Source organism: Labrenzia sp. OB1 (genome assembly GCF_001624695.1).
Lineage (GTDB): Bacteria > Pseudomonadota > Alphaproteobacteria > Rhizobiales > Stappiaceae > Roseibium.
Genome location: NZ_JSEP01000009.1, coordinates 167763 through 193805, shown reverse-complemented (window position 1 = coordinate 193805; position 26043 = coordinate 167763). Strand labels below are relative to the sequence as shown.

The 26043-nt window shown below is 60.1% G+C and carries 25 protein-coding genes; 15 read left to right on the top strand and 10 right to left on the bottom strand.

Going from position 1 to position 26043, the window contains the following annotated elements; all coding sequences use genetic code 11:
• Positions 1-98: 98 nt before the first annotated feature.
• The 3 genes from OA90_RS14430 to OA90_RS14420 form a co-directional block, all read right to left on the bottom strand.
• Positions 99-3278 (bottom strand): efflux RND transporter permease subunit, encoded by a 3180-nt coding sequence (locus tag OA90_RS14430; RefSeq protein ID WP_068412907.1) that lies wholly within the window; start codon positions 3276-3278, stop codon positions 99-101.
• 40 nt (positions 3279-3318) lie between these two features.
• Positions 3319-4830, bottom strand: coding sequence for an HlyD family efflux transporter periplasmic adaptor subunit (locus OA90_RS14425; RefSeq protein WP_068412905.1), 1512 nt, complete (start codon positions 4828-4830; stop codon positions 3319-3321).
• 174 nt (positions 4831-5004) lie between these two features.
• Complete coding sequence (locus OA90_RS14420; protein WP_068412902.1) at positions 5005-5667, bottom strand: outer membrane protein; 663 nt, start codon at positions 5665-5667, stop codon at positions 5005-5007.
• 367 nt (positions 5668-6034) lie between these two features.
• Between OA90_RS14420 and OA90_RS14415 the strand changes: the two genes are divergently transcribed.
• From OA90_RS14415 to OA90_RS14400, 4 genes are all read left to right on the top strand, one after another.
• Positions 6035-7048, top strand: a complete 1014-nt coding sequence (locus OA90_RS14415; protein WP_068412900.1) for a calcium/sodium antiporter — start codon at positions 6035-6037, stop codon at positions 7046-7048.
• 59 nt (positions 7049-7107) lie between these two features.
• A complete protein-coding gene (gene uvrC, locus OA90_RS14410) occupies positions 7108-9081 on the top strand; it encodes an excinuclease ABC subunit UvrC (protein ID WP_082837059.1) in 1974 nt (657 codons plus the stop codon).
• 82 nt (positions 9082-9163) lie between these two features.
• Complete coding sequence (locus OA90_RS14405; protein WP_068412896.1) at positions 9164-10270, top strand: endonuclease/exonuclease/phosphatase family protein; 1107 nt, start codon at positions 9164-9166, stop codon at positions 10268-10270.
• Positions 10271-10363: 93 nt separating this feature from the next.
• Positions 10364-10942: a thymidine kinase gene (locus OA90_RS14400; RefSeq protein WP_068412892.1), complete on the top strand. Its 579-nt coding sequence runs from the start codon at positions 10364-10366 to the stop codon at positions 10940-10942.
• A gap of 65 nt (positions 10943-11007) precedes the next feature.
• On the opposite strand, the gene hisC is transcribed toward OA90_RS14400, so the two are convergent.
• On the bottom strand, positions 11008-12069 hold the full coding sequence (hisC, locus tag OA90_RS14395) for a histidinol-phosphate transaminase (RefSeq protein ID WP_068413063.1): 1062 nt from the start codon (positions 12067-12069) through the stop codon (positions 11008-11010).
• Positions 12070-12377: 308 nt separating this feature from the next.
• On the opposite strand from hisC, the gene mscL reads away from it, so the two are divergent.
• The 6 genes from mscL to OA90_RS14365 all read left to right on the top strand — a co-directional run bounded on the left by mscL (position 12378) and on the right by OA90_RS14365 (position 16257).
• Positions 12378-12824 carry a large conductance mechanosensitive channel protein MscL gene (gene mscL, locus OA90_RS14390; RefSeq protein WP_068412889.1) on the top strand — a complete coding sequence of 149 codons (447 nt, stop codon included), beginning with the start codon at positions 12378-12380 and terminating at the stop codon, positions 12822-12824.
• A gap of 131 nt (positions 12825-12955) precedes the next feature.
• Positions 12956-13258 carry an HlyU family transcriptional regulator gene (locus OA90_RS14385; protein WP_208986136.1) on the top strand — a complete coding sequence of 101 codons (303 nt, stop codon included), beginning with the start codon at positions 12956-12958 and terminating at the stop codon, positions 13256-13258.
• A gap of 113 nt (positions 13259-13371) precedes the next feature.
• On the top strand, positions 13372-13944 hold the full coding sequence (gene pgsA, locus OA90_RS14380; protein WP_068412886.1) for a CDP-diacylglycerol--glycerol-3-phosphate 3-phosphatidyltransferase: 573 nt from the start codon (positions 13372-13374) through the stop codon (positions 13942-13944).
• A gap of 160 nt (positions 13945-14104) precedes the next feature.
• Positions 14105-14356: a molybdopterin converting factor subunit 1 gene (gene moaD / locus OA90_RS28550; protein ID WP_068412884.1), complete on the top strand. Its 252-nt coding sequence runs from the start codon at positions 14105-14107 to the stop codon at positions 14354-14356.
• Positions 14357-14359: 3 nt separating this feature from the next.
• The gene (locus tag OA90_RS28545) at positions 14360-14827 is read left to right on the top strand and encodes a molybdenum cofactor biosynthesis protein MoaE (RefSeq protein ID WP_068412881.1); all 468 of its coding nucleotides are present in this window, start codon (positions 14360-14362) and stop codon (positions 14825-14827) included.
• A 98-nt stretch (positions 14828-14925) separates the two neighbouring features.
• Positions 14926-16257: a multidrug effflux MFS transporter gene (locus OA90_RS14365; protein WP_082837051.1), complete on the top strand. Its 1332-nt coding sequence runs from the start codon at positions 14926-14928 to the stop codon at positions 16255-16257.
• 67 nt (positions 16258-16324) lie between these two features.
• On the opposite strand, the gene OA90_RS14360 is transcribed toward OA90_RS14365, so the two are convergent.
• The gene (locus OA90_RS14360) at positions 16325-17227 is read right to left on the bottom strand and encodes a branched-chain amino acid aminotransferase (RefSeq protein WP_068412876.1); all 903 of its coding nucleotides are present in this window, start codon (positions 17225-17227) and stop codon (positions 16325-16327) included.
• A 243-nt stretch (positions 17228-17470) separates the two neighbouring features.
• Between OA90_RS14360 and OA90_RS14355 the strand changes: the two genes are divergently transcribed.
• The 3 genes from OA90_RS14355 to OA90_RS14345 all read left to right on the top strand — a co-directional run bounded on the left by OA90_RS14355 (position 17471) and on the right by OA90_RS14345 (position 20221).
• Positions 17471-18031: a MarR family winged helix-turn-helix transcriptional regulator gene (locus OA90_RS14355; RefSeq protein ID WP_082837050.1), complete on the top strand. Its 561-nt coding sequence runs from the start codon at positions 17471-17473 to the stop codon at positions 18029-18031.
• A 71-nt stretch (positions 18032-18102) separates the two neighbouring features.
• Positions 18103-18801: a response regulator transcription factor gene (locus OA90_RS14350; protein ID WP_068412873.1), complete on the top strand. Its 699-nt coding sequence runs from the start codon at positions 18103-18105 to the stop codon at positions 18799-18801.
• 4 nt (positions 18802-18805) lie between these two features.
• A complete protein-coding gene (locus tag OA90_RS14345) occupies positions 18806-20221 on the top strand; it encodes an ATP-binding protein (RefSeq protein ID WP_068412870.1) in 1416 nt (471 codons plus the stop codon).
• A 128-nt stretch (positions 20222-20349) separates the two neighbouring features.
• Here the strand turns inward: OA90_RS14345 and OA90_RS14340 are convergent, their stop codons facing one another.
• The 5 genes from OA90_RS14340 to OA90_RS14320 form a co-directional block, all read right to left on the bottom strand.
• Positions 20350-20709 carry a tRNA-binding protein gene (locus OA90_RS14340; RefSeq protein ID WP_156510500.1) on the bottom strand — a complete coding sequence of 120 codons (360 nt, stop codon included), beginning with the start codon at positions 20707-20709 and terminating at the stop codon, positions 20350-20352.
• Between the two features lie 194 nt (positions 20710-20903).
• The gene (locus OA90_RS14335) at positions 20904-21602 is read right to left on the bottom strand and encodes a TetR/AcrR family transcriptional regulator (RefSeq protein WP_068412867.1); all 699 of its coding nucleotides are present in this window, start codon (positions 21600-21602) and stop codon (positions 20904-20906) included.
• Between the two features lie 338 nt (positions 21603-21940).
• Entirely contained in the window at positions 21941-22759 is an 819-nt protein-coding gene (gene proC / locus OA90_RS14330) for a pyrroline-5-carboxylate reductase (protein ID WP_068412858.1), read from the bottom strand.
• Positions 22756-23256: a YbjN domain-containing protein gene (locus OA90_RS14325; RefSeq protein WP_068412856.1), complete on the bottom strand. Its 501-nt coding sequence runs from the start codon at positions 23254-23256 to the stop codon at positions 22756-22758. The genes proC and OA90_RS14325 overlap by 4 nt, the downstream gene beginning before the upstream one ends.
• 343 nt (positions 23257-23599) lie before the next feature.
• Entirely contained in the window at positions 23600-23866 is a 267-nt protein-coding gene (locus tag OA90_RS14320; RefSeq protein ID WP_068413047.1) for an accessory factor UbiK family protein, read from the bottom strand.
• Positions 23867-24034: 168 nt separating this feature from the next.
• On the opposite strand from OA90_RS14320, the gene lgt reads away from it, so the two are divergent.
• Entirely contained in the window at positions 24035-24868 is an 834-nt protein-coding gene (gene lgt / locus OA90_RS14315; RefSeq protein WP_208986135.1) for a prolipoprotein diacylglyceryl transferase, read from the top strand.
• Positions 24869-24872: 4 nt separating this feature from the next.
• The gene (locus tag OA90_RS14310; RefSeq protein ID WP_068412852.1) at positions 24873-25967 is read left to right on the top strand and encodes a class I SAM-dependent methyltransferase; all 1095 of its coding nucleotides are present in this window, start codon (positions 24873-24875) and stop codon (positions 25965-25967) included.
• Positions 25968-26043: the final 76 nt, after the last annotated feature.

Sequence of the window (26043 nt, the reverse complement as noted above, 5' to 3'; positions counted from 1 at the left end):
CAATGCAGGGGGCCTGAAGACAGATCCGCAACGAAAACAACCACATCCGGCCCGCGTTCAGCCGAACGCGGGCCGGATGCTTTTCGATTGTGGAATTGTCATACCCCGCCACGCGGGAGAGACTTGCGTCCCCGGACCTTCAGCAGCCGCCGGCCGCTGGTTATCGACCTGCCGAAATCGCTCTGTACGGCAAGAAGCGCCGGCGTCAGCAGGACCACCAGCAGCAGCCCGACTCCCAGTCCATAGGCAAGCGTGACCACCGTCGGCAGGAGGAATTGTGCCTGCCGGCTGGTTTCGAACAACAGCGGAGCAAGTCCGAATACCGTCGTCGCGGTCGTCAGGACAACCGCCCGCAGGCGGTCGCAGACACCGTTGACCAGTGCTTCGCGGAACGGGTGATCCTTTGCGTATTCGTCGATGGTCGTGACCAGAACGATGCTGTCGTTGATGATGATCCCCGCCATGCCGATAAACCCGACCACCGAGAACATCGACAACGGTATGCCATGCAGATAATGGCCCCAGATCATGCCGACGCAGCCGAAGGGAATGACGATCATGATCATCAGCGGCCTTGTCCAGGATTCGAAGATCCAGCAGAGCGTCAGGTAAATACCGGCCAGACAGAGCGCGAAACCGATCATCGCATCGGACAGGAACGACTTTTCCTGTTCCGCGAGGCCGGCCATCTCGCTTTCGACATCGAACTCCGCGGCGAGTTGCGGCAGAAGCTCGTTCTGCAGCAGCTCCGTTACCCGTGCCGCCGCTGCCGGATCGTCCTCCGACACATCACCGGTCACCTGCAACGTGCGCAGTCCATCGTTGCGCCGTACGGATGCAAACCCGTAGGAGCTGTCCACCTGAACGACTTCGCTCAGGGAAACATACGTCCCGGCCTCCGTCCGCACCCGGGTCGTATAGAGGAAGGATGAATCCGCCTCCTCATCCGGTATCAGCACTTTGACTGTCGCCGTGCGCCGGCCGACCGGAAATTCCGCGACCTCGATACCCTCCAGCCGGTTGCGCAGGATGCGGGCGACATCATCGGTTGTGAAACCGAGCGCTTCGCCGCGCGGTGTAAGCGTCAGGCTCAGCTCCGGTTTGTCATAGGCGAGCGTATCCTCGAGCGCGCTGACACCTTCCAGCGGTTCAAGCGCCTGTTTGAGGCTTTCCGCCGCCGCCTTCAGACCTTCAGTGGACGTCCCGTACAGCCTGACATCTATCGCATCCCCGCCCGGACCCGAGCGTTCACCACGCAAGGCAAGTGTTTCCAGCAGCGGCGGCTTGCGGATTTCAGCGCGCCAGTCCCCGATGAACTTGAACGCGGAATAGGGCCTCAGGTCCGGGTCGAGAAGTTCGATGGATATCCCGCCAAGCTGGTCGATGTCCTTGGTATCGGCCCCGCTGAGCCCACGCCCGGCGGTTGCCCCGACCGTGGACAGGGCGAAGATGACCGGTTCGCTTCCGTGTTCCACGGCATAGCGCGTGTTGACCACATCCAGCGCCCGCTCCATCTCCGCGATCATCGCCTTGGTATCGTCGCGTTTTGCTCCCGGCATCATGGCGATGCTCGCGGAGACAACAGCCCGCTCCGGCGCATTGAAGAAACGCCAGCGCACCGTACCGTCGAAGAAGAGCGAAACGGACAGGCCCAGGATCATCACCGCGAATCCGATCACCGGATATCTCACCGTGACGATCCAGCCGATGAAGCGGCGGAACAGGGTTTCCCGGAACCAGACAAAGCCGCGATTGAAGAGCCTGTTCGGCATGTCGTACCAGCGTGGCTTTTTACTCGCCGAGAGGGCGTGGTTCATGTGCGCGGGCAGAATCAAAAAGGATTCGACCAGACTTGCGATCAGCACCACAGCGACAGTGAAGGGTATATCGGCCACCAGACTGCCGAACCGGCCCGTTATGGTCATCAGCCCGACGAAGGCAATGAGAGTGGTGATCGAGGCGCTGAACACCGGCGCCGTCATCCTCCGCGCGGCAAGGCTGGCAGCCTCCTCGGGCGAATATCCGCGCCTGTGCAGAAAATCCGCATGTTCCCCGACAACGATGGCGTCATCGACGACAATGCCGAGACAGATGATCAGCGCGAAGACCGAAATCATGTTCAGCGTCAGCCCGAAGGCATACATCAGGCCGATCGTGGCAGCCATCGCCACCGGAATGCCGGCCGCGACCCAGAATGCCGTGCGTGCGGACAGGAAGAGGAAAAGGAAAAGCAGTACCAGAGCGAGTCCGAATAGCCCGTTTTCGACGAGAATGTCCAACCGGTCGATAATCGCCTGCGACCTTGTATTGGTCATCTGGACAATCACGCCTTCAGGCAACGTGCGCTGGAAATCGGCAGTGATCGTCTCCACCGCTCTCTGGATCTCGATCGTGTCTCCCTGGGCGCTGCGGCTGACCCTCAGCAGCACGGCGGGCATGCCCTTGTGATAATAGGCCCGCCCGCTTTCCACGCCCTCCGTCAGGATGCCGGCGACAGCGCGCAGTCGAAGTTTTTCTCCCTGGGAGGGCGCCTTCAGCACGATTTCACCGAGGTCCTGCTCGGATCGCCGGGTCTGCCCCGTACGCAGCCGCGCGCCGCTGCCGCTCACATCGCCCGCGGGTGTGGTCTCCATTTCCGCCGAGACGGTGTCCGCGATTTCCTCTAGGGTCAGCCCGTGCCGCACGAGCATGCTTTCGCCAACATTCACCCGAATGATCGGGTCGGCGAGCCCCCTGATCTCCACCCGGGTCACACCCTGACGGAACAGCACTGTCTGCAGGTCTTCGGCGAAGCGGGCCAGTTGATCGATGTCCACGGGCCCGTAAACGACCACATCGGTCACCCGGTCGCTGTAGACGCTACGGCTGACGACAGGTTCTTCTATACCGTCCGGCAGACTGGAACGCGCAAGGTCGACGGCGGCTTTCACCTCGTCGGTTGCCTGCCCCATGTCCCAGCCGTCTTCGAATTCAAGTTCGATGCTCGCCTTGCCTTCACGGGCGACGGACGTGGCTTCGTCAACACCGTTGATCGCCAGAAGCGGCGGCCCGAGAATTTCGACGATGGCCCGATCCATGTCCTCCGGCCCCGCTCCCGGCCAGCTGACCTCGACATCCACCTCTTCGCGCACGAAATCGGGAAAGAACTGGGTCCTGATCTGCGTGCCGGCGGCAATACCGCTGAGCAGCATGATGGCAAGCAGCAGGTTGGCCGCCGTCCGGTGGCGCACCATGTAATCCAGCAATGACGCGAATTGCGACCCGCCAGGAGAACGCATGTCAGGACACTCCCATCATGGCATCAGCAAACATCGGCCATCAGCTCCTGTTTCCAAGCCGCTGTTCCAGCCGGTCAATCAGATCTTTCGGCACCATCGGCTGGTTCAGCGTGGCGAGCAGTCTGGCCTTGCGGTTTTCCGGAATGTCGGAACTGTTGATCTGTTCGATCAGCGCCGCCCGCCGCTCCGGTTCAAGCGCGATCAGGTCGCCGCGCGCGCCGTTTTCCCCTGCCTCGGAGACCCGGGCCGTTTCGGGAGCGTCAGCAGCCGGTGTGCCTTCCTCTTCACCGCTGCGGCGCGGCGTAACCTTGAGACCCGTGCCGAGCTGCGGCAGCCGTTCGCGTACATAATCCGCGCCGAAAGGCACATCCGACAGAACAACCTCATTCCCCATTCGGCGCAATACGGTCGTGCGAATTTCCCGGATCCGGTCGCCGTCACCGACAATCATAAGGCGACCGTCCTCAGTCACTGCGGCCGAAGGAACGACCGCAACACCGCTGAGTTCCGGTTCCTGCACGTCCACCTTGACAAAATCGCCCGGGCGCAGCGCCGTTCCAGGTTCCAGTTCGAGGGTCGCGAACAGGGTCCGCCCCGCCTCTCCCTGCGAAACCACGGCGGCCGCCCGGTCGATATGACCAACGACTTCAAGCGACCGGACGCCAAGCTGCAACGTCACGATCACAGGTGCCTTCACGAGATTGCCGCTGTCGTCCAGAAGCCGGGAAAATTCGCTGGTCGACAGGGAAAACTTCACTTCCAGGGCGGCCGGGTCTATCAGCAGGGCAAGGGTTTCGGACTGATTGACCCGCCGGCCGAGTGTGGCGTTGACTTCGGATAAATTGCCGCTGAAAGGAGCCGTCAGGGCTGTTTCGTTCAGCACGCGACGCGCTTCCCCCAGCGCGAATTGCGCCCGCTTGACAGTCAGGTCCATGCGCTCGACCCGCTTGCGGGCCGTGATCACCGATTGCAGCCGATTGCTGAGCGACTGTTCCAGCGAGGCGACGCCAAGTTCTTCGGTCTCGACCTGAACGGCGGTCGAATAGCCCTTGTCCTTGAGCTGCTGCTGACGCTCCAGAGACTGCCGGCGGAGGACCAGCTGGCGGCGGGCCGCCTCCAGTTCCTGCTCCGCGCCGACAATCGCTTCCTCGGCTTCGGTCTTTTGAGCCTCCGCATCCGCCAGCGCGGCCTCCGCATCCAGGACCAGAAACTCTGCATTCGCCGGATCGATCCTGAGCAGCAATTCCCCTTCTGCAACGGCTGCACCGTCACGGAATTTTCGCGCCACATCGACCAGAACGCCCTCGGTGCTGGCGCGCAACTCCAGCGACCGCCAACTCACGATTTCTCCATAGGCGGTGGTGACAGGCGAAATCGTATCGGGAGCAAGTTCAGCGACATTCACCGAATAGCTGCGTTCGCGCGCAGGCCGTTGGCGGACTTTTTCCTCCGCCGTCGTGGCCGTGTACACATGGTAGACGCCAATGCCGGCAAAACCGATCATTATCGCCATCAATGCCAGACCCAACAGTCCACGCATCAAAAACCGCATTCACCTCTCCAACCGAAACCGCTACGAAATATAGAGCGCTACAACATCGCGTCACGTTGTGGCGACATGTTTATCATGCTTCCCGGGCGAAATTCTGAAAAGCATGTAACCACTTGTAACAAAAAACCCGGCACCTTGCGGTGCCGGGCCGATTTCTTCAGACAGTCTCGACAGTCAGAATTTGTAGCCGAGACCGAGGCGTACCTGGGAGGTGCTCAGGTCCGAGCTGACAGCCGTGCCGTTCAGATTGAAATCCTGTTCGCCGAAATCCTGATACACGTATTCGAGCTTTGCGCTGAGGTTGTTGGTGATGGCAGCCTCGCCACCGGCACCCAGCGTCCAGCCGAGAGCGGTCTTGCTGTCGCTGTCGCCGTTTCCGGAAACTTCGAGATCGGCAAGAGCCAGACCGCCGGCACCATAGACCAGATAACGGTCGAAGCTGTATCCCAGCCGCGCCCTGATGTTGGAGTTCCAGTCAGACTTGGACTGAACGGTCAGACCATTGCTGGTCTTGTTCTCTTCCAGGTCGGTGAGGCTGAAATCGGCTTCCGCACCGACCACCACATTCGGCGTTACCTGGAAATTGTAGCCGGTATAAAGACCGCCCGCGACGCCGTTCGCATCGGTATCCAGACCGTCGTTGCCGCCCGCGCGGTTGTCGAACTGTCCAAAGGACCAGCCGAGATTGCCACCGACATAAAGGCCGGTCCAATCGATGGACTGTTGTGGGGATGGTACCGCCTCATAGACCGGTGCCGGCGATTGCGCCAGGTCTGCCGCCCAAACAGGCGCGATCCCCGCCGTCAGTGCCAAACTTGCAAGTGCAAGACGTTTCATCACAGATACTCCAGATCCACTTTACCAAACTGAGTTGACCGAAATACGCCGGCCAATAACGAGCAGGAGGGCGGCACTGCCGCGTCCTCACACTCCCCACGTTGCAGATATGGGGAGCCTTTGTGGCGGATCAGGATTGAGATTTGGGAGTTTTGATGACAAATGACGGCGACATTCTGGCACGATGAAAAATAGCTTAAGGTGATTGCAAATCGCGAAACCGGCCGGAAAAAATTGCCACATCGATGCACATAAAGATCCTTGCCCCCGGCTTTCCCCATACCAATCTATTGCGTATAAGGCGCTCAACCCGTTTGGCGCTCCCTCCCGCAGCAGCCTCACACCAAACCCGTACCGGAATTCCTAAATGCTTTTTGACTATGTAAGCCTCGCAGGCGGATTGGTTGTTCTGATTATCGCCGGCGATGTCTTGGTCAGGGGGTCTGTCGGGATCGCGCAGAGGCTGGGAATTCCGAATCTGGTCATTGGCCTGACCATCGTCGCCTTCGGCACATCGGCTCCGGAACTGGTGATTTCCCTGAAAGCAGCTCTCGAAGGCGCCGGTGGTATCTCCATCGGCAATGTCGTCGGTTCAAATATCGCCAATGTCCTTCTGGTCCTCGGCCTTCCCGCCCTGATCGCGGCAACACCGTGTGGCGAGAACGGCGCGACCCGCAACGCGGTGTTCATGGTCGCGGTGACGATGGTGTTCATCGCCCTGTGTTTCTTCACGCCCATCGGACTGCCGGCGGGTCTGGTTCTGCTGGCGCTGCTCGGCGTCTTTCTGACCGCCTCAACCATGACCGCCCGCAAACACCGCAAGGAACAGAAGGCCATTGCCGCTGCCGCCGCGGGCGCCGCCGTAGCGGACGCACAGCCTGACGCGTCCGATGTCCTGGAAGATGTCGAGGATGTTCCGGATTCAATCTGGATCGCACTTGCCTATGTTCTCCTTGGCCTTGTCGGCCTGCCCCTTGGCGCGCATTTCACTATTACGGGCGCAACGTCGATCGCGACGGCGTGGGGCGTGAGCGAAGCCGTGATCGGCCTGACCGTCATCGCCCTCGGCACCTCGCTGCCGGAACTGGCAACAACCGTCATGGCCGCCATCCGCCAGCACGGCGCGGTGGCGATCGGCAACGTCATCGGCTCCAATATCTTCAATCTGCTGGCGATCATCGGCATCACGGCCGTCGTCGTCCCGATAGACGTTCCCGCCGAAGTGCTGAATTTCGACGTCTGGGTGATGCTCGCCTGCGCGCTGCTGTTGACCGCCTTTGCAGGATTCCGGATATGCCTCAACAAGCTCTCCGGCCTGGCGATGACAGTGGCCTACTGCCTCTACCTGGCTGCCGTTTATTTTCTTGGACATGTCAGCTGATCTGGCTTCGCCCGCGGCCGCCTCTTTCCCAAATGGCATTCCGCGCTTAAATGTCAGGCATGCAGGAAACGTCTGATTCTCAAAATCCGGCAGAAAGCCCGGCCAGCGAAGACGCCGCCCCCGTGAAAAAGGGCGTCGAGGTAATCGCCGACGAGGTGAAACGCCTGCCCAATGGTCCGGGTGTCTACCGGATGCTGGATGACAAGGGCGAAGTCCTTTACGTCGGCAAGGCACGCAGCCTGAAGAAGCGGGTCATCAGCTATACGCGGCTGCAGGGCCAGTCGAACCGGATCATGCGCATGATCATGGCGACGGCTGCGATGGAATTCGTCGTCACAAGAACGGAACCGGAAGCCCTGCTTCTGGAAGCCAATCTGATCAAGCGCCTGCGCCCGCGCTTCAACGTTCTGCTGCGGGACGACAAGTCCTTTCCCTATATCCTGGTGACCGGCGATCATGAAGCGCCCGCCATCGTCAAACACCGGGGCGCACGCAAACGCAAGGGCGAGTATTTCGGCCCGTTCGCCTCCGCCGGAGCGGTCGACCGCACGATCAACGCCCTGCAGAAAGCCTTTCTGATCCGCACCTGCTCGGACAGCTACTACGAGAACCGGACCCGTCCCTGTCTGCAGTATCAGATCAAGCGTTGCGCAGCCCCCTGCACAAGGGAAATCGATCCGCAGGACTATGTGGGCCTGGTCTCGGAAGCCAAGGCCTTCCTGTCCGGACGCAGCCAGTTGATCAAGACCCAGCTCGCCAAACAGATGGAAGCCGCCTCCGCGGATCTGGAGTTCGAGCGCGCCGCGATTTACCGCGACCGCCTCTCCGCGCTTTCGCACGTTCAGGCTCATCAGGGCATCAATCCGCAGACGGTGGAGGAAGCGGACGTCTTTGCCATCCATCAGGACGGCGGACAGACGTGTGTTCAGGTGTTCTTCTTCCGCACCGGCCAGAACTGGGGCAACCGGGCCTATTTCCCCAAAGCCGACAAATCCTTTGAGGAAGCCGACATTCTGGAGAGTTTTCTCGCCCAGTTCTATGACGACAAGCCCGCCCCGAAACAGATCCTCCTGTCCCACGAGCTTGCCGAGCAGGAGTTGCTCGCCGAAGCCCTGAGCGAACGCTCGGGCAGGAAAATCGAGATCGCGAAGCCCAAGCGGGGCGAAAAGAAAGAGCTTGTCGACCACGCCCTGACCAATGCGCGCGAGGCGCTCGGGCGGCGTCTTGCAGAAACCTCCAGCCAGGCGCGTCTCCTGAAGGGCGTTGCGGAAGCGTTCGGTCTTGAGATCGTGCCACGGCGCATCGAGGTCTATGACAATTCCCACATCATGGGAACCAACGCTGTCGGGGGCATGATCGTCGCGGGCATGGAAGGCTTCACCAAGGGCCAGTACCGCAAGTTCAACATCAAGTCCGAGGACCTTGTCCCCGGCGACGACTACGGCATGATGCGCGAGGTTCTGAGCCGCCGCTTTTCCCGCCTGCTCAAGGAACACGCCCGGGAGACATCGCCTGTCGCCGAAGACGCCGCCCATCAGGAAAATCAGGACGATACGGAGACGACTTCCGCGGCAAGTGATATGCCGGCCTGGCCGGACCTGCTTCTGATCGACGGCGGACAGGGACAATTGACCGCCGCGCGAGAGACGCTGGAAAGCCTCGGCATCACCGATGTGCCCCTTGTCGGCATCGCCAAGGGACCTGACCGCGATGCGGGCCGGGAAAAGTTCTTCATGCCCGGACGCCAGTCCTTCATGCTTCCGGCGCGCGATCCTGTGCTCTATTTCGTCCAGCGCCTGCGCGACGAGGCCCACCGTTTCGCCATCGGCAGCCACCGCGCTCGCCGCAAGAAGGACATCACCAGAAACCCGCTGGATGAGATTGCCGGCGTCGGCCCGACACGCAAAAAGGCCCTTCTGCGCCATTTCGGTACCGCCAAAGCCGTCTCCAAGGCAGGTGTCGACGATCTGGCCGCCGTACCGGGCATTTCCGAAGCCATCGCCAAACTGGTCTATGACCATTTCCACGAGTAGGTGTTTCAACCTGCTCCAATGGCCACGTGCGGCGGAAGCCCGATAGCGCAAGCCCACACCAACCGGACACGATCGGTTCAAGATGCTCAAAAACAATTCGAAGTCGAGATCATTGATCAGGTCGCTGCTCTCGCTGATTGGCTGGTGCGGTTGCCTCGGCGCTCTTGCGGTCTGCGCGCTAGGACTCGCCAACTTCGCAGCGCCCGATGTCTGGCTCGCGGACAACATGAGCTTCTTTCTGAGACAGTTTCTCGCGGCCGGGCTGCTGGGGTGTGCGGGAGGCGCGCTGGGGTTCTTCGTGCGGCACCGGTTCGCCCTGTTTTATAGAACGGTCTGGTTTCTGGCCGTCGTAGCGCTCATCGGCCTTGCGGGGCTTACAGGCGCCCGCACATTGGACAATACGGTCGAACCCGCTCCGCTTCGGGCCGGAGGCCTTCCCGTGAAGGTTATCTCGATCAATATCGAGCACCTGTTTCTGGGTGACAGGACTTTGCAGGCCTTTCTCGAGAAGGAAATGCCCGACGTTGTTGTTCTGCAGGAGACCCTTTGGGGGCTCCAGGAACGGCGCTGGCAGCGTCTCGGCCTGCCCGTCGGCAGCGCGGGCGAACATGGCTTCCCGCAATATCTGACGGTCGGTGAACTGGGCGGCCTTGTCGCCTATTCCCGCTTTCCCGTCCGGCGGAAAATGTCGACAGTCGTTGAGGGCGATCTGCCTCCCGGCGCCGATGTCTACTACAACGCCGATCGGGAACTGCTGTCGCTGACTCTGGAGACAGATGCCGGGCCGCTGCATCTGCTGGCCCTTCATCCGGACAGTCCCCGCACGGAACCCCGCTGGCGGAACAAACGCCGCTATTTCGACGCCGCCGACGGGATCATCGCCGGGCTGAAAGCTGAAAAGGACGGCCCGGTCCTGGCCATCGGCGACTGGAACAGTTCCCCCTGGTCCGCCCGGTTTCAACAGGTCCTGAGCGAAAACGATCTGAAAACCGCCTATCCGGGCCGCTGGCCGCAAACGACACGGTTCTTCTTCGACTACCGCCTGCACTGGATTCTGGGCGCACCTGTCGACCAGTTCGCGGTTACCAATGACCTGCAGGTGATCAGCGTGTCGACCGGCCCAGATATCGGATCTGACCATCTGCCGTTGATTGTCGAGCTTGGCCTTGCAAATCCCGGCGCCAAATGATCGATTGCCTGTGATTTCAACCTGAGGCTGTTTGAGGCAGGGGACCCGATTGGGAACACTGCAGCCTCCTCAACCGATTCCTTTTCAGAACACATGGCCAAGCTCTATTTCAACTACTCCTCGATGAATGCCGGCAAATCGACGACGCTTCTGCAGGCTGCCTATAACTACGAGGAGCGGGGCATGAACGCGCTTCTGCTCATTGCGGCGTTCGACGACCGGGCCGGCAAGGGCAGGATCGCTTCCCGGATCGGGCTTTCCGCCGACGCTGAAATATTCTCCTCCGCGGACGATGTTCTCGAACATGTGTCAAAGGCACATGAATCCAGTCCGGTCGATGCCGTGCTCGTCGATGAAGCCCAGTTCCTGACTGCCGATCAGGTCTGGCAACTGGCGCAGGTCGCCGACAAGCTCCGCATTCCGGTGATGTGTTTCGGTCTGCGCACCGATTTCCAGGGCAGGCTCTTTCCCGGCAGCGCCGCCCTGCTGGCGCTTGCCGACAATCTGAAGGAAATCAAGTCCATCTGCTGGTGCGGCCGCAAGGCCACCATGACCGCCCGGCTGGGCAGCGACTGCAAGATCCTCGAAGAAGGAGACCAGGTGGTCATCGGCGGCAACGAAACCTACGTCTCGCTGTGCCGCAACCACTGGACCCGGCGGGAACTCGGCTAGAACGAACACTGTTCGCCCACCGGCCTGCGCGATGTCCGAAAGTCACCTCCCCGGAAAGCTTCTGTCTATTCCCGGATGATGCTCGCTGTTGCTGCCAGCAGCGCTGCGCATTCTTCGCTCGTTCCGATGGAAATTCTCAGGTGGTTACCGATGCGCTCCCTGGCGAAATGCCGGACCAGAATACCGCGCGCGCGAAGATCCCTGAGCAGCTTTTCGGCGGAAACCTTCTCATGCGACGCGAACAGGAAATTCGCGGAAGACGGCAGAACATCGAAGCCCTGTTCCTCAAGAGCCGTCACAGTCTTTTCCCTGTCCGCCATGACGAGATGCCGGGTCCTGTCGAACCATTCGCGGTCCATCCATGCGGCAACGGCTCCGGCAAGCGACAGGCGTCCGAGCGGATAGGAATTGAAACTGTCCTTGACCCGCTGCAGCGCCTCGATCAGATGTGGCTGCCCGATGGCGAAACCGACACGCAGGCCGGCGAGGCTTCGGGACTTGGAAAAGGTCTGCACGACCAGCAGGTTTTCAAAATCCGGCACCAGCGATGCCGCACTCTCGGCCCCGAAATCCACATAGGCTTCATCGACGATCACGACGACATCCGGGTTCTGCTGCAGAATCTGGACAATACCCTCGAGCGGCATGGCGATACCTGTCGGTGCATTCGGATTGGCGATCACGACCCCTCCGCACGGGCCTCGATAGTTCTTCGGGTCGCACCGAAACGCTGAATCGAGCGGAATCTTCTCTGCCTGTATCGAATAGAGCTCGCAGTACGTCCTGTAGAAGCTGTAGGTGATATCCGGAAAGACAACCGCATCCTTGCCGGTGAAGAAGGCGTTGAACGCCTGAGCCAGAACCTCGTCTGAGCCGTTACCCGCATGAATGTGATCGACATCCAGAGAGAATGAACCTGCGATCGCGTCACGCAGCTCCGAGGCAACGGGATCCGGATAGAGCCTCAGACCTTCTCCGGTCGCGGCTTGAATGGCCTGCAGGGCCAGCGGAGACGGACCATAGGGATTCTCGTTGGTGTTGAGCTTGATGACAGTCCTTTGCCCGGGTTGTTCACCGGGCGTGTAGGGCACAAGTTTTTCGACGATCGGACTCCAGAATCTGCTCATGTTTTCTGACCTTGCGGGAGGGGAATGCCACTTGATACCGGCCCGCACCGTCCCGATCACGCGCTTTTTTCCGCACCCGTCCCGAATTATGCTCCATCGGTGGGAATCCGGCTGCGATCCGGCGACCGGCAGATAGGGAAAACACCGGATTGATGACGGCTGTATCTCATCAAGACATTGGAAAAACAGGCAATCTTTTTACAGTTTCGGAATGTGTTAGATTTCCGGCCGAAATGTCACACAAAAAACCCCGGTCACTCATGTCTCGATTGAGTGACCGGGTTTATAGGGAAGGTTGGGGACACCACATGATCAAGGAATTTCGCGACTTTATCGCCAAGGGCAACGTTATGGACCTTGCCGTCGGCATCATCATCGGTGCGGCTTTCACGGCAATTGTCTCAAGCCTGGTCACAGATCTCATCAATCCGCTCATCGGGCTTGTGCTCGGCGGGATCGACTTCACGTCGATGTATATTGTTTTGGCCGGGGACGTGCCGGCCGGTGCCGGTCTTGAGGCCGCTCGGGAGAGCGGTGCCGCGGTCTTCGCCTATGGGGCATTTCTCACGGCATGCATCAATTTCCTGATCATCGCCTATGTTGTGTTCATGCTCGTGAAAGCTGTCAACAAGATCAAGGCGGCGGCGGAAAAGCCGGACGATGTGGAGCCGGAAGCCGAATCCGGCCCGTCCGAACTGGATGTCCTCATCGATATCCGCAATCAGCTTCGCGGCGGTGCGGATCCCGCACAGTAACGCGGCATGGGTCCGGTGCGGCGGCGATACCGCGCCGCACCGCTGCCATCGGCCACATTCCCTCTCCGCCTTTGCAACTCTTGGCTTGAAGCTCCGCGCCCGCCCCCGTAAAAGGGGCAAACGGATCAGCAATGGGTGACAGAATGCTCGGCAAGATGTTCAAATCGCTCTTCGGCTCGTCAGGCGAAGGTAAAAAAGCCGCCTCGAAGAGCACGACGGTCGTCTATGACGAATTCCAGATCATCGCGGAACCGCAGCTTTCAAACGGTCAATGGCTGGTGGCCGGACGGATCGAAAAGCAATTCGGTGATACGCTGAAGACCCACACATTCATCCGTGCCGATACCCTGCCGGACGAACAGGGCGCGACAAACGAGATGATCCGCAAGGCGAAGATGATGATCGACCAGCTGGGCGATGGCATATTCGATTGACCGGTACACCTGGATGCGCGCGTAATACCGCTGCGTGAAAGTCTTTGAGGGCAAAGTTCTGCAGCCCGGGCCAATCGGGCTCCGGCACTCCTGCCTGAAATCCGAAAGCCGACATGAAACGCAATATCGTACTCAGCCTGCCCAATCTTCTGACTTATGGGCGCATACTGGCGGTTCCGGCAGTGACCGCCTGTTTCTATTTTGAAGGCAACACACCGCGCTGGATCGCCCTCGGCATATTCATTCTTGCCGCCGTCACCGACTTTTTCGACGGCTATCTCGCCCGCGCCTGGCAGCAGCAATCCGCTCTGGGACGCATGCTGGACCCGATCGCCGACAAACTTCTGGTCTCGGTCTGCCTGCTTGTGCTGGCCGGCGACGGCACCATCGGCGGCTGGTCGATGATCGCCGCGATCATCATCCTGTGCCGCGAAATCCTGGTCTCCGGGCTAAGGGAGTTTCTGGCAGAACTCCAGGTCAGCGTGCCGGTCACCAAACTTGCGAAATGGAAGACGACGGTCCAGTTGATCGCCGTCGCTTTCCTGTTGGCGGGACCTGCGGGCGACACAATTCTGCCAGGCACCACCCTGGCCGGCCTCACCGCCCTCTGGCTTGCCGCCATACTCACACTATATACGGGATACGACTACTTCCGCGCCGGTATCGGCCACCTCATCAAGGAATAGAGATCCGGACGGCAGGAGCCGGATCGGCCCGGAGAAACCCTCCCGGCCGGCACCTTGATGAGCCGGTCCGCCGGACTTCCCCTGACGGGGAACTCAAGTTAAGCTCGCCCTGATCCGGTTTGCGCACTTCGACGCAGGCCGGCACATTATCGAGGCTCTCATGAACATTCGTTATTTCGCCTGGGTCCGCGAACGGGTCGGCGTCGAGGAAGAAACGATTGAGGTTCCCGGAGGTGTGAAAACCGTCGCGGACCTGATTTCACATCTGAAAACGCTGGACGATAACCACGCGGCCGCCTTTGAGGAGGAGGACGCGATCCGGGTGGCGCTCGACCAGTTGCACGTGGAAGCTGACACCGATCTCGGCGACGCAAGAGAGGTCGCCTTCTTCCCACCGATGACGGGTGGCTGAGCCATGCAGGTCCAACCGCTTGTGAGAATTCAGGCAGCAGATTTCGACGTCGCGGCGGAAACGCTCCGCCTCACCGCCGGCCGCAAGGATGTCGGAGCCCTGGTGACCTTCACGGGGCTCTGCCGCGACGAGGCCGGAACGCTGGACGCGCTGGAGCTGGAACATTACCCCGGCATGGCGGAAGCGGAACTGACACGCATTGCCGAAGAGGCCACCGGCCGCTGGCCGCTCACCGGATTGAGCGTCATACACCGCTTCGGAAAAATCGCGCCGGGCGAAAACATCGTGCTGGTCGTCACAGCTTCCGCGCACCGGCGCGCGGCTTTCGAGGCAGCCGACTTTCTCATGGACTTCCTGAAGACCAGAGCCCCGTTCTGGAAAAAGGAACATCTCGTATCGGGTGCCGGCGGCGCCTGGGTGGACACCAGGGCAGGCGATGAGAAGGACGCCGCGCGATGGTCGTCCTCCTGAACCGGACACACCTGCTTTTCAACGCCTGACATTATTGCCTTTCAATACCCTCCCTGACGCTTTGCAGCGTTCTGCCCTTTCGAATTGGTCCCAATTACGTGAAACACGAAGAAGACATTTCCGGCACCCCGCCTGCCCGTTCGGCGGCTACACGATCGCAAGCTCGCGGTTACAGCGAAGTCCTGCGCGAGCCCGGCATTCCATTTGCGGAATTCGTGGCAATCATCGCAATGATCATGGCGTTGAACGCCATGGCGATCGACGTGATGCTTCCGGCCCTGCCGGCCATCGCCGGTGCGCTGGACATAGCCCAGGACAATGACCGGCAGCTTATTCTCCTCGTCTACCTGATCGGCTTTGGCGGCGGACAGCTGTTTTTCGGCCCGGTCGCGGACGCCGTCGGCCGGCGAAAGGTTTTGATTGGCGGCCTCGCGCTCTACAGCCTCGCGAGTATAGTCTGCATCTTCGCAGTGGACCTCGACCAGTTGCTGATCGCCCGCCTCACCCAGGGCATCGGTTGTGCCGCGGCGCGGGTGACCGCGCTCTCCATTGTCCGCGATTGTTATACCGGAAGACGCATGGGCAAGGTCATGTCCCTCGTCATGATGGTCTTCATGTCCGTACCCGTGATCGCGCCATCCATCGGCCAGGCCATCTTGCTTGTGGCTGGTTGGCACTGGATCTTCGCCCTGCTGCTGATTTCCGGCGTGGCGATGCTGGTATGGTCGGGCCTGCGCCTGCCGGAAACCCTGGAACCGGAAAACCGGCGCCCTCTGGTGGTTTCCACGATCACCAGCGCTTACCTGCTGGCGCTGACGACGCGCGTCAGTCTCGGATACACCGTCGGCACGGCATTCATTTTCGGAGGTCTGTTTTCCTTTCTGGCCATGTCCCAGCAGATCTTTGTCGACATCTTCGGCCTGGGAACGCTGTTCCCGATCGTTTTTGCCGTCATCGCCGTAACCATGGCCGTGGCCTCTTTCATGAACTCCCAGCTCGTGGAAGCCATCGGCATGCGCCGTCTCTCGCACACCGCCACGGTGGCCTATACCTTGGTGGGACTGGCGATTTATGTGCTTGCCCTGCTCGGCTACGAGAACTTCTGGGTCTTTCTGGTGCTGGTGACCGTCATCATGACGACGTTCGGTTTCATCGGTGCGAATTTCAACACCATGGCCATGGAGCCGCTCGGGGCCATTGCCGGAACCGCCTCTTCCGTGATCGGTTTCATCAGCACCCTGGGGGGCGCGCTTCTGGGGTACGTCATGGGGCAGCTCTTCGACGGGACGACCGAGCCCCTGGGGCTGTCCTATATGGTCTACGGCCTGTGCGCCATCGGCTGCATTCTTTACGCCGAACGCGGACGCATGTTCCATGCAACGGAACGTGGGGCAACGGAACACGGGGCAGCCCAGGCACATGAAGACTAAGTAACGGCAACAACAAAAAAGGCGGGCTCATGCCCGCCTTTCGTCCGAGATTTTCAAGGATTTCCGTTCAGCCGGCGACGGCCTGCAGCGCCGGAGCTTGCGGCCGAACGGCGGTATCGTAGTCTTCCATGAGCGTTTTGATGATCTCGCCGACTTCGTAGCGGTTTCCGGCGATCTCCGAGACCGGCGTGACCTCCGCGGCGGTGCCGGTGACGAAGCACTGTTCGAAATCCGGAAGCTCCTCAGGCATGATCACCCGTTCGATCACGTCGATGCCGCGATCCTTGGCAAGACCGATGACCGTCTGGCGGGTGATCCCGTTCAGGAAGCAATCGGGCGTCGGCGTGTGGATCTTGCCGTCCTTGATGAAGAACACATTGGCGCCGGTCGCTTCCGCGACCTGTCCGCGCCAGTCCAGCATCAGCGCATCCGTATAGCCCTTGGCCTCGGCTGCATGTTTGGAGATGGTGCAGATCATGTAAAGACCGGCAGCCTTGGCCTTGTAGGGAGCTGTTTTCGGATCGGGACGGCGGTAGTCGGCCATGTCCAGCCGGATCCCCTTCAACCGTTCCTCCGGTGCGAAATAGCTCGGCCACTCCCATGCCGCGATAGCCAGGTGAATGGTGTTCTTCTGCGCGGAAATGCCCATCATCTCGCTGCCGCGCCAGGCGACCGGACGGATATAGGCATCCGCGAGGTTCATCCGCGCCAGGGTCTCTTCCTTGGCCGCATTGATCTGCTCGGCGGTCCAGGGGATCTCGAAGCCGAGCATGCGGCCGGATTCCAGCAGGCGCACGGTATGGTCTTCAGACTTGAAGATCCGCCCCCCGTAGGCGCGCTCGCCTTCAAACACGCTGCTGCCATAATGCAGCCCGTGGCTGAGCACATGCAGTTTCGCGTCCGCCCACGGCACGAAGGTGCCGTCGTACCAGATGTCTCCACTGAGCTGATCAAAAGGCGTTCCGGCCATCTTTCATCTCCCGCCCGCTCTGAGAGCGTTTATTGTTTTCCACTGCAGAGGCAAATAGCGCCAAACACTTGCGCCTGCTTCACCGCTGTATCTTTTGCACAGCACGCCAACTATCGGTATCCTGATATCCGCAGGGTTCGTGATCGGATTCGTTTATCATCTGGTGCGCAAAAATGCATCAGAAAGACCGATCATTTCGTTCACGGATGCTAACAAGTAACAATCGATCAGAATTAAGTCAATATGGCTGACGTAAATTTCAAAAACACGCCCTCCTCCCCTCTGCGGGAAAATGGCCCAGATCTGCCGGACAGCGGCGAGGCAACCGGCGATGACGCATTGCCCTATGACCTTGTTGAACTTTTGTTCTTTGCCTATCGCGATTTCACCGGCGACCCGGACGAAGTGCTGGCCAAATTCGAATTCGGCCGGGCCCATCACAGGGTTCTCCATTTCGTGGAGCGGAACCCCGGCATCATGGTCACGGATCTTCTCGGTATTCTGGGGATCACCAAGCAAAGCCTCGGAAGAGTGCTGAAACAACTGGTGGATGCCGGAATCATCGAGCAGCGCGAGGGCAGCCACGACCGTCGCCAGCGGCTTCTCTACACCACTGAAACAGGTCATGGGCTTGCGGTCGATCTCACGCGTTTGCAGCAAAAGCGCCTTGAACGCGCCCTAATTGGCCTGCCTGATGGCAGTGAGGAAACCATCCGCAGGTTTCTCTTGCAGATGATCGATCCCGATGCCCGGCCAGACATCCTGAAGCTTATCCGCAGTTCCTTCGATCTGAGAGACAGATAAAAGGGTCAATGTCCGTTCGTTGAGCCGGCAAACGCAATCCTGACACCACCCATGGGGACGAGACGACCGAAATGAACGTTCAGGTGCCCGACGACAACGCCAACCACATTCTCCTGGTAGACGACGACAAACGGATCAGGGATCTGCTTTCCAGGCTGCTCAAGGACAATGGCTTCCGTGTATCCACAGCAGCCAATTCCGCCGAAGCGCGCAAGTGTCTGTCAGGCCTGGAGTTCGACCTGATCATCCTGGACGTGATGATGCCGGGCGAAAGCGGGCTGGAGCTTGCAGGTTCGCTGCGAAAGGACTCCCAGGTTCCGATCCTGATGCTGACAGCCAGATCCGATGCTCCCGACAGAATAGCCGGTCTGGAGGCCGGCGTGGACGATTATCTCGCCAAGCCCTTCGAACCTCGCGAACTGATGTTGCGGATCGCGGCCATCCTGCGGCGCGGAAACCAGCAGCCGGTTGTCGCCAGGGAGGAAATCCACTTCGGCCCGTTTTCCTACAATGCCGGCCGGGGGGAACTGAAAAACGGCGACAACCCAGTGCGTCTGACGGATCGGGAAAAACAGATTCTGTCGATATTTGCCGAACAGCCCGGCGCAACGGTGCCCCGGCACAAGATTGTCGGCGACGACAGCGGTCTCGGCGAACGCACCGTGGACGTGCAGATCAATCGTCTGCGGCGCAAGATTGAAACCGATCCGGGCAATCCGGTTTATCTGCAGACAGTCCGGGGCATAGGCTACCGGCTGGCCTGCGACTGACCCCATGGCGGAAAAAGAAACCTTGCTCAGGCGTTTTCAGGAAAGCCGTCACCTGAAGTCCCTCACCTTTCTCCTGAAGCCGTTTGTCGGCGCTTACCGGGTATTTTCCCGGTTGATGTACCGGATCATGCCGAAGGGTCTTTTCACCCGGACGTTTCTGATCATCCTTGCCCCCATCGTGATCCTCCAGTCGGTCCTGGTTTTCGTCTTCATGGAGCGTCACTATCAGCTGGTTTCGCGCCGGATGTCGGAAGCGGTGGTCCGGGAGATCGCAGCCGTTGTTTTCGTGCTGGAAAATTATCCGCAGGATGACGACAACCGCAAGGTCGAGGAGCTCGCCTCACGTGCGCTCGGCATGTCAATGACCGTCATGCCGCTGGAACCGCTGCCGCCTCCCACGCCCAAACCGTTCTTCGATGTCATCGACCAGGAACTGAGCCTTGCCATCAGCCAAAGGATCGGCAAACCCTTCTGGATCGATACGGTCGGCCGCTCCCGTTTTGTGGAAATCCGCATTCAGCTCTCCGATTCCATCCTGAGGATTTTCACACGGCGCAGCCAGACCTATGCCTCCAATTCGCATATCTTCCTGGTCTGGATGTTCTCCACCTCGCTTGTTCTGGTGATTATCGCCCTGCTCTTCCTGCGCAACCAGATCCGCCCGATCATCCGTCTGGCCAATGCCGCTGAGGCTTTCGGCAGGGGCCGCCCGGCTGCGGATTTCCGGGCCAGCGGCGCCCGCGAGGTCCGCCGCGCCAGCCTGGCTTTCATCGACATGCGCCGCCGCATCGAACGTCAGATCGAGCAGCGCACGACGATGCTGGCCGGTGTGAGCCATGATCTGAGGACCATCCTGACGCGCCTGCGATTGCAGCTTGCCTTTCTGGACGAAACCCCTGAAAGCGATGCCATGCGCAAGGACGTCGACGAGATGAGCCACATGCTGGAGGATTATCTCGCCTTTGCCAGCGGCGACGGCGACGAAGAGGTCCAGAAGACCGACATCGCACTTCTTCTTGAGGAACTGGAAGAGGAAGCCGAAATCTCCGGATATTCCGTGACGACCCGCACCGAAGGGCCTCTGGACGTCGAAGTGAAACGCATTTCGATGAAACGCTGTCTCGCCAACCTCGTCACCAACGCCTGTAAATACGGCAGCCAGGTCGAGATTTCTGCCGGGATCGAGGGAAACTGGCTTGTCATCACCATTGACGATGACGGCCCCGGCATTCCCGAAGATCAGCGCGATATGGCCTTCCGGGCGTTTCACCGGCTGGACCTGGCCCGCAACCAGGACCAGACCGGCAGTGGCCTCGGCCTTGCGATCGCCCGCGACATCGCCCGCGGCCACGGCGGCGAGCTCTACCTGGAAGACAGCCCGCTCGGAGGGTTGAGGACAAGACTGAGGGTGCCGGCGTAGAGCCGTTCCCGCGCCCTAAAGCGTGTCGCGTTTAGACGGATTCACCTATTCTGGAAAACGCCCGAGGCAGCGTTTGCATTGCAAATGCGTTCGGGTGGTTTCCTGAATTCAATTAAACGCGACAGGCGCTAATAAAGCCGACCGCCGATCGGCACGTCCTTGTCCGGGGTCAGCAGGACCACTTCGCCGTCCGCGTCCGGAACGCCGAGGGTGAGAACCTCGGACATGACGGGACCGATCTGGCGCGGCGGAAAATTGACCACCGCCATCACCAGCTTGCCGACCAGTTCTTCCGGCGTGTAGTGCTTCGTGATCTGCGCGGAGGTTTTCTTGACGCCGATATCCGGGCCAAAGTCGATCCGCATCTTGTAGGCGGGCTTGCGCGCCTCGGGAAAATCCTCGGCTTCGACAATGCGCCCGACGCGTACATCCACTTTCAGAAAATCATCAAAACTGATCTGGTCGCTCACGAAAACATCCTTTTGCATTGGAGCGTGTCGCGTTCAAGCGGATTCATCGGTTCAGGCAGACTCGCGATGCAGCCTTTGCCTGGCAAATGCATACGGGCGATTTCCTGAAGTCAATTCAGCGCGACATGCTGCGAAGCGAAACATGACCGGTCAGGGTGGACCGCGCAAGCGCGGCATTCCCTTTTAAAGGCCTTTGACCGGTTCAACGGCTGTCAGGCACGCGCGGGAGCTTCTTCTTCAACGCCTGAATCCGGATCCGCTTCGTCATCCCGGCTCTCGTGCCGTTTCCTGCCCGAAGACGCATTTCTGAGGAATGAACGCAGTCCCCGGGCGAGGCTCTCCACACCGTTCAAACGCTTCATGAAGGAGGAGCCCTTGTCCAGCTCCTTGTCGAGCCGTGCCATCGTGCGCGGCATGCCTTCATCGGCTTCATCAAGCCAGACATCAACCACACGGGCGAATGCGACAGCCAGGGCCTGCCCGACAATGGTCGCTTTCACACCGGAAACATCGATACCGGCAGCAATCAGCATCCATTTCTGGGAACGCACTTCCAGCCGGTTGAAATCGAGAGCAAGACCTGGATCGTGCCGCGCCGCCGCATGCAGGGCCCGCACGGCTTCCCTGTGCGAGGCAAGGGCGTCAATTCGTGTCATCAGGACATCGAACAGCCGGTCGCGCGGCGGCTGTTCGCCCATGTCCCCGTCCAGCCCGTCGAGAACCGTGGTGTCGATCTTTTCCGCGAAGGCGGCGACAAGCTGCAGTTTCGAGGCATAGGCGCTGCGCATCTCCGACAGCTTCACCTTTGCCGTCTCGGCAATCATCGGCAGCGAGACATCCTCGTAAGGATGCTCGGACAACAGTTCCAAAAACGTCTGAAGGATTTTCTGCCTGGTCTTTGCGGTTGCCATGAAGCGGTCTCCGGTTTGTCTGCCCCCGCTGGAGCCTGTCGCGTTTAAGCGGATTCATGGGTTCAGGAAGACGCTCGAGGCAGCAGTTAAATTGCATATGCCTTGGGGCAATTTCCTGAAGTCAATTTGACGCGACGACTTCTAAGATAGGAAACCTGCTCACCGGAGGAAAGGGCGTCACCATGCCACGGGTCCGGTAAATTCCTGGCGCAATCATTCTTCGCAGAAGACTGGAACCAGAATGCCAGCCGCTGCACTGCTTTCCTGCAAGATGCGGCCGGGCCCCGCGCCACAAGTCATGAACCGGCTGCCGTTGGAAACCGGACACGCAAGCGGGATCAGCCTGCGAGTTCTTCCGCCCGTCGGACCGCCTCCGAAACAGCCTCGGTCATGATCGGCTGCAGGCCGCCAGGTCCCATCAGAACTTCCAGCGCCGCAGCCGTCGTTCCGTTTGGGCTGGTGACATTCTTGCGCAGAACAGAAGGATGCTCACCGGACAGGCGCATCAATTCGCCCGCGCCGTAGACCGTGGCAATGGCGAGCTCGTCGGCGAGATCACCGGGAAGCCCGGCCTGCCTGCCTGCTTCGCTCAGCGTTTCCGCGAGATAAAACACATAGGCGGGGCCCGAACCGCTGACACCGGTGACCAGGTCGATCTGGTTCTCGCTGTCCAGCCAGACCACTTTCCCGATAGCCCCCAGAAGCCGGTCAACGTCTTTCTTGCTCTCTTCGGAAACAGACGCCGTCGGAAAAACCGCGGTAATACCGCGTTTGACCATCGCCGGCGTATTCGGCATGCAGCGGCAGACCGGTACGGCCCCGAACACGGATTCGAATTTTGCGACCGGGGTCCCTGCGGCGATGGAAAGCACGAGTGTATCCGGCGTCACCGCCGATTTAAGAGCAGGCAGGACATCGTCCATCATCTGCGGTTTGACGGCAACAAGCACAATGCCCGCGCGCAAGTCATCGGGAATGACGCTGACATGCCGGATGCCGTACTGTTTAAGCAGCTCTGACATTTGTCCGGACACATTCGGATCGCATACAATGAGGGCGGACGTGTCTATCCCTTCCGCCACCCAGCCCGACAGCATTGCCCCTCCCATCTTGCCGGCTCCGACAAGAAGGAAGGGCCTTTCTTTTGAAAAACTCATGCTTCTCCCGCGGTTTCAAACAAGGCCGTATCCATCGCCTGGGAAGCTGAATGACCGGCCCAGACGACGAACTGGAAGGCCTGATAGAAACGCTCGCAGTTTTCAAGCGCATTCGTCAGCATGGCCTCGATCTGTGCCGAAGAGGCTTCCGCGCCTCCGGCCAGAATGAGCGACTGGCGGAACATGACGACGTTCTCCTTGTGCCAGAGATCGAAGTGCCCCATCCAGAGCTGTTCGTTCACAAGAGCCAGCAAACGGACGATTTCCGTCTTGCGCGGTTCCGTGACCTTGAGGTCGAAAGCGCAGGCGAGATGCAGCGCCTCCACATCTTCCATCCACGAAAAAGAGACATGATAGTCGCACCAGCTGCCGCCAAGGGAGATGGTGATCTCGTCGTCGTCCGACCGTTCGAATGTCCAGTCGTTCAGAGCGGCGAAGGTTTCTATTGTGTCAACGGGATTGCCAGGTCGCTCGAAGTCGATTTCGATGAGGCTCATGTGCCTACTCCCTTTCGAGCCGGGGCCGAATACCCGATCAGGAAAACCGGGCGGACCGCCGGGAAATGTCCCATGCCGGAAGAGCAAAACGCGTCCCATTGTGGTCCTTGGAGCGAACCGGTTCCGTCTTGCTCCGACGAATCCCTGTTACCAATGAGTATAGGAGCAAGATTGATTTAAGGGATACATACCATTTCTGCGTCGAAAGCCGAATCTTGTGGACGACCCAGCACCAATTTTCATCACATTGCTCAAAAGCAACGCTTTTCCGCCAAGTGCACTCGTCGCATATCTGTCATGAACTATGAACAGAAATCGGTCACATCCGCGTCAGCCGACCGCCTCAGGCGCCCTTGCCGCCTGCGGAAGCGGCTTTTTCCAGCTTGGCGAGCCGTGATTCGAGCTCTTCCGCCTTGTCGAGCGCACGCACGGCCATCTCCTTGACGGCCTCGTGTTCTTCCCTCGACACCATATCCATGTCGGACAGGAAACGCTCGGCCTGTGCCCTGAATGCGGTTTCCACTTCGCGCCGCGCGCCTTGCGCGACACCGGCGGCGTCTGTCATCAGCTTGGCGAAATCATCGAGAATACGGTTCGGGCCCTGGGTCATGTGACCCTCCTTGGTCAGGAACAAACTTACACCTGAGAGGTATGTGGGAATGGCCTGAACTTCAAGAACCAATTCCGCCCTCGTGCTTGACGGATCGAACAAGATCGCGCATGCGTTGCGCCGGGCTTTGCCCTGCTCTTTCAGGACAGAAACAAAGAAGGTTATTCCGTGCCGCCCTTACTCGTCCTGCCGTTCCCCGCCATCGACCCGGTCATCGTTGAATTCGGCCCCTTCGCCCTGCGCTGGTATGCACTGGCCTATATCATCGGCATCATTCTGGCCTGGCGTTACATGCGCACCCTGGTCCTCAACCACCGGCTCTGGGGCAGTGTTGGCAGGCCTTCCCTGGCCCAGCTCGACGACTTCGTCCTGTGGGGCACGCTCGGCATCATCGTCGGCGGCCGTCTTGGCTACGTGCTTTTCTACAATCCGGCCCACTATCTCGCCAATCCGATGGACGCATTCGCGATCTGGACCGGAGGCATGTCGTTCCACGGCGGGTTCGCCGGCACGGTGGTCGCCATGCTGCTGTTCGCCTGGAGCCGCGGCGTTTCCGTCTGGACCCTGTTCGATCTGGCAGGCTGCGCGGCGCCGATCGGGCTTTTCTTCGGACGGATTGCCAATTTCATCAATTCCGAATTATGGGGCCGCCCGTCGGATGTGCCCTGGGCAGTTGTCTTTCCCAATGCCGGTCCGGATCCCCGCCATCCCAGCCAGCTCTACGAAGCCGCGCTTGAGGGGCTTGTCCTGTTTCTGGTGCTGCGCCTGCTCAGCCACCGTTTCAAGTTGCTGAAAAAGCCGGGATTTCTTGCCGGAGCCTTTGCATGCGGTTACGGCATCGCCCGTTCGATCTCCGAACTGTTCAGGGTTCCCGATGCCCATATCGGTTATCTGGGCGGCTTTTTCACCATGGGCATATTGTTGTCGCTGCCGATGATCCTCGGCGGACTGGCCGCGATGGTCTGGGCTTCGCGCCGCAATTCCGCCGCCACAACTGGGTGAGACCATGCCGGCGCGCGCTCTGAAGGACAGGATCAAGGCCCAGATTTCCGCCGAAGGTCCTCTTTCGGTCGCCGACTATATGGCGATCTGCCTCGGCGATCCCGAGGCGGGCTACTACACGACACGGGAGCCCTTCGGCGCGACCGGCGATTTCATTACCGCGCCCGAAGTCAGCCAGATGTTCGGCGAACTGATAGGCGCGTCCTGCCTGGCCGCCTATGAAGCCATGGGCGCTCCGGACCGGTTTCAACTCGTGGAGCTCGGTCCGGGCCGCGGAACCCTGATGGCTGACCTGCTGCGCGTCTGCACACTGCGCCCGGCGTTCCTGAAGGCAGCCAGCCTGCATCTTGTCGAGACAAGCCCGCGTCTGCGGAAAATCCAGCAGGAGACGTTGGCCGGGGCTCCGCTCAAACCGGACTTCCGGACAACATTCGCGGATATCCCAGACGGTCCGCTGATCCTGATTGCCAATGAATTCTTCGACGCGCTGCCGATCCATCAGTTCGTGAAAACCAGCGACGGTTGGCGCGAACGCCAGGTTGGCCTGTCGGCGGACGGCGGCTTCATCTTCGGCGCGGGCACCGCCAGGCTTCCCGATGACGCCGTCCCGCCCCGGATTGCCGGATCTGCCGAAGGAACGATCCTGGAAACGCAACCAGCCGCGAACGCCATAGCCGAAGACATCGGCGCGCGCATTGCCAAACCCGGCGGGGCCGCGATTTTCATCGATTACGGCTATCTCGAAACCGGCCCCGGTGACACGCTGCAGGCGCTTTACAGACATGAATTCGACGACGTCCTGGCGCATCCCGGCGAAGCGGATCTGACGGCACATGTGAATTTCGAGGCACTGGCGGCGGCGGCGGCGAGAGGCGGAGCGACCGCACTTCCGCCAATGACACAGGGGGATTTTCTCTTGAGGTCCGGACTTCTGGAGCGGGCCGGAGCGCTCGGTGCGGGAAAATCCCGTGAAGAGCAGGAAGCGATCCATGACGCAGTCGAGCGCCTGGCCGCTCCCGCAGAAATGGGCGATCTCTTCAAGGTTCTGGCTGTGACGGGCGCGGGAATATCGTTTCTGCCGTTTGACAGCGCGTCGTGATCCCTACAAGGATCATTCGCTGCGAAACCGAATCCCGTTTGGAGCATCTTGAGAGCGATCAGATTACCGCTTTTTG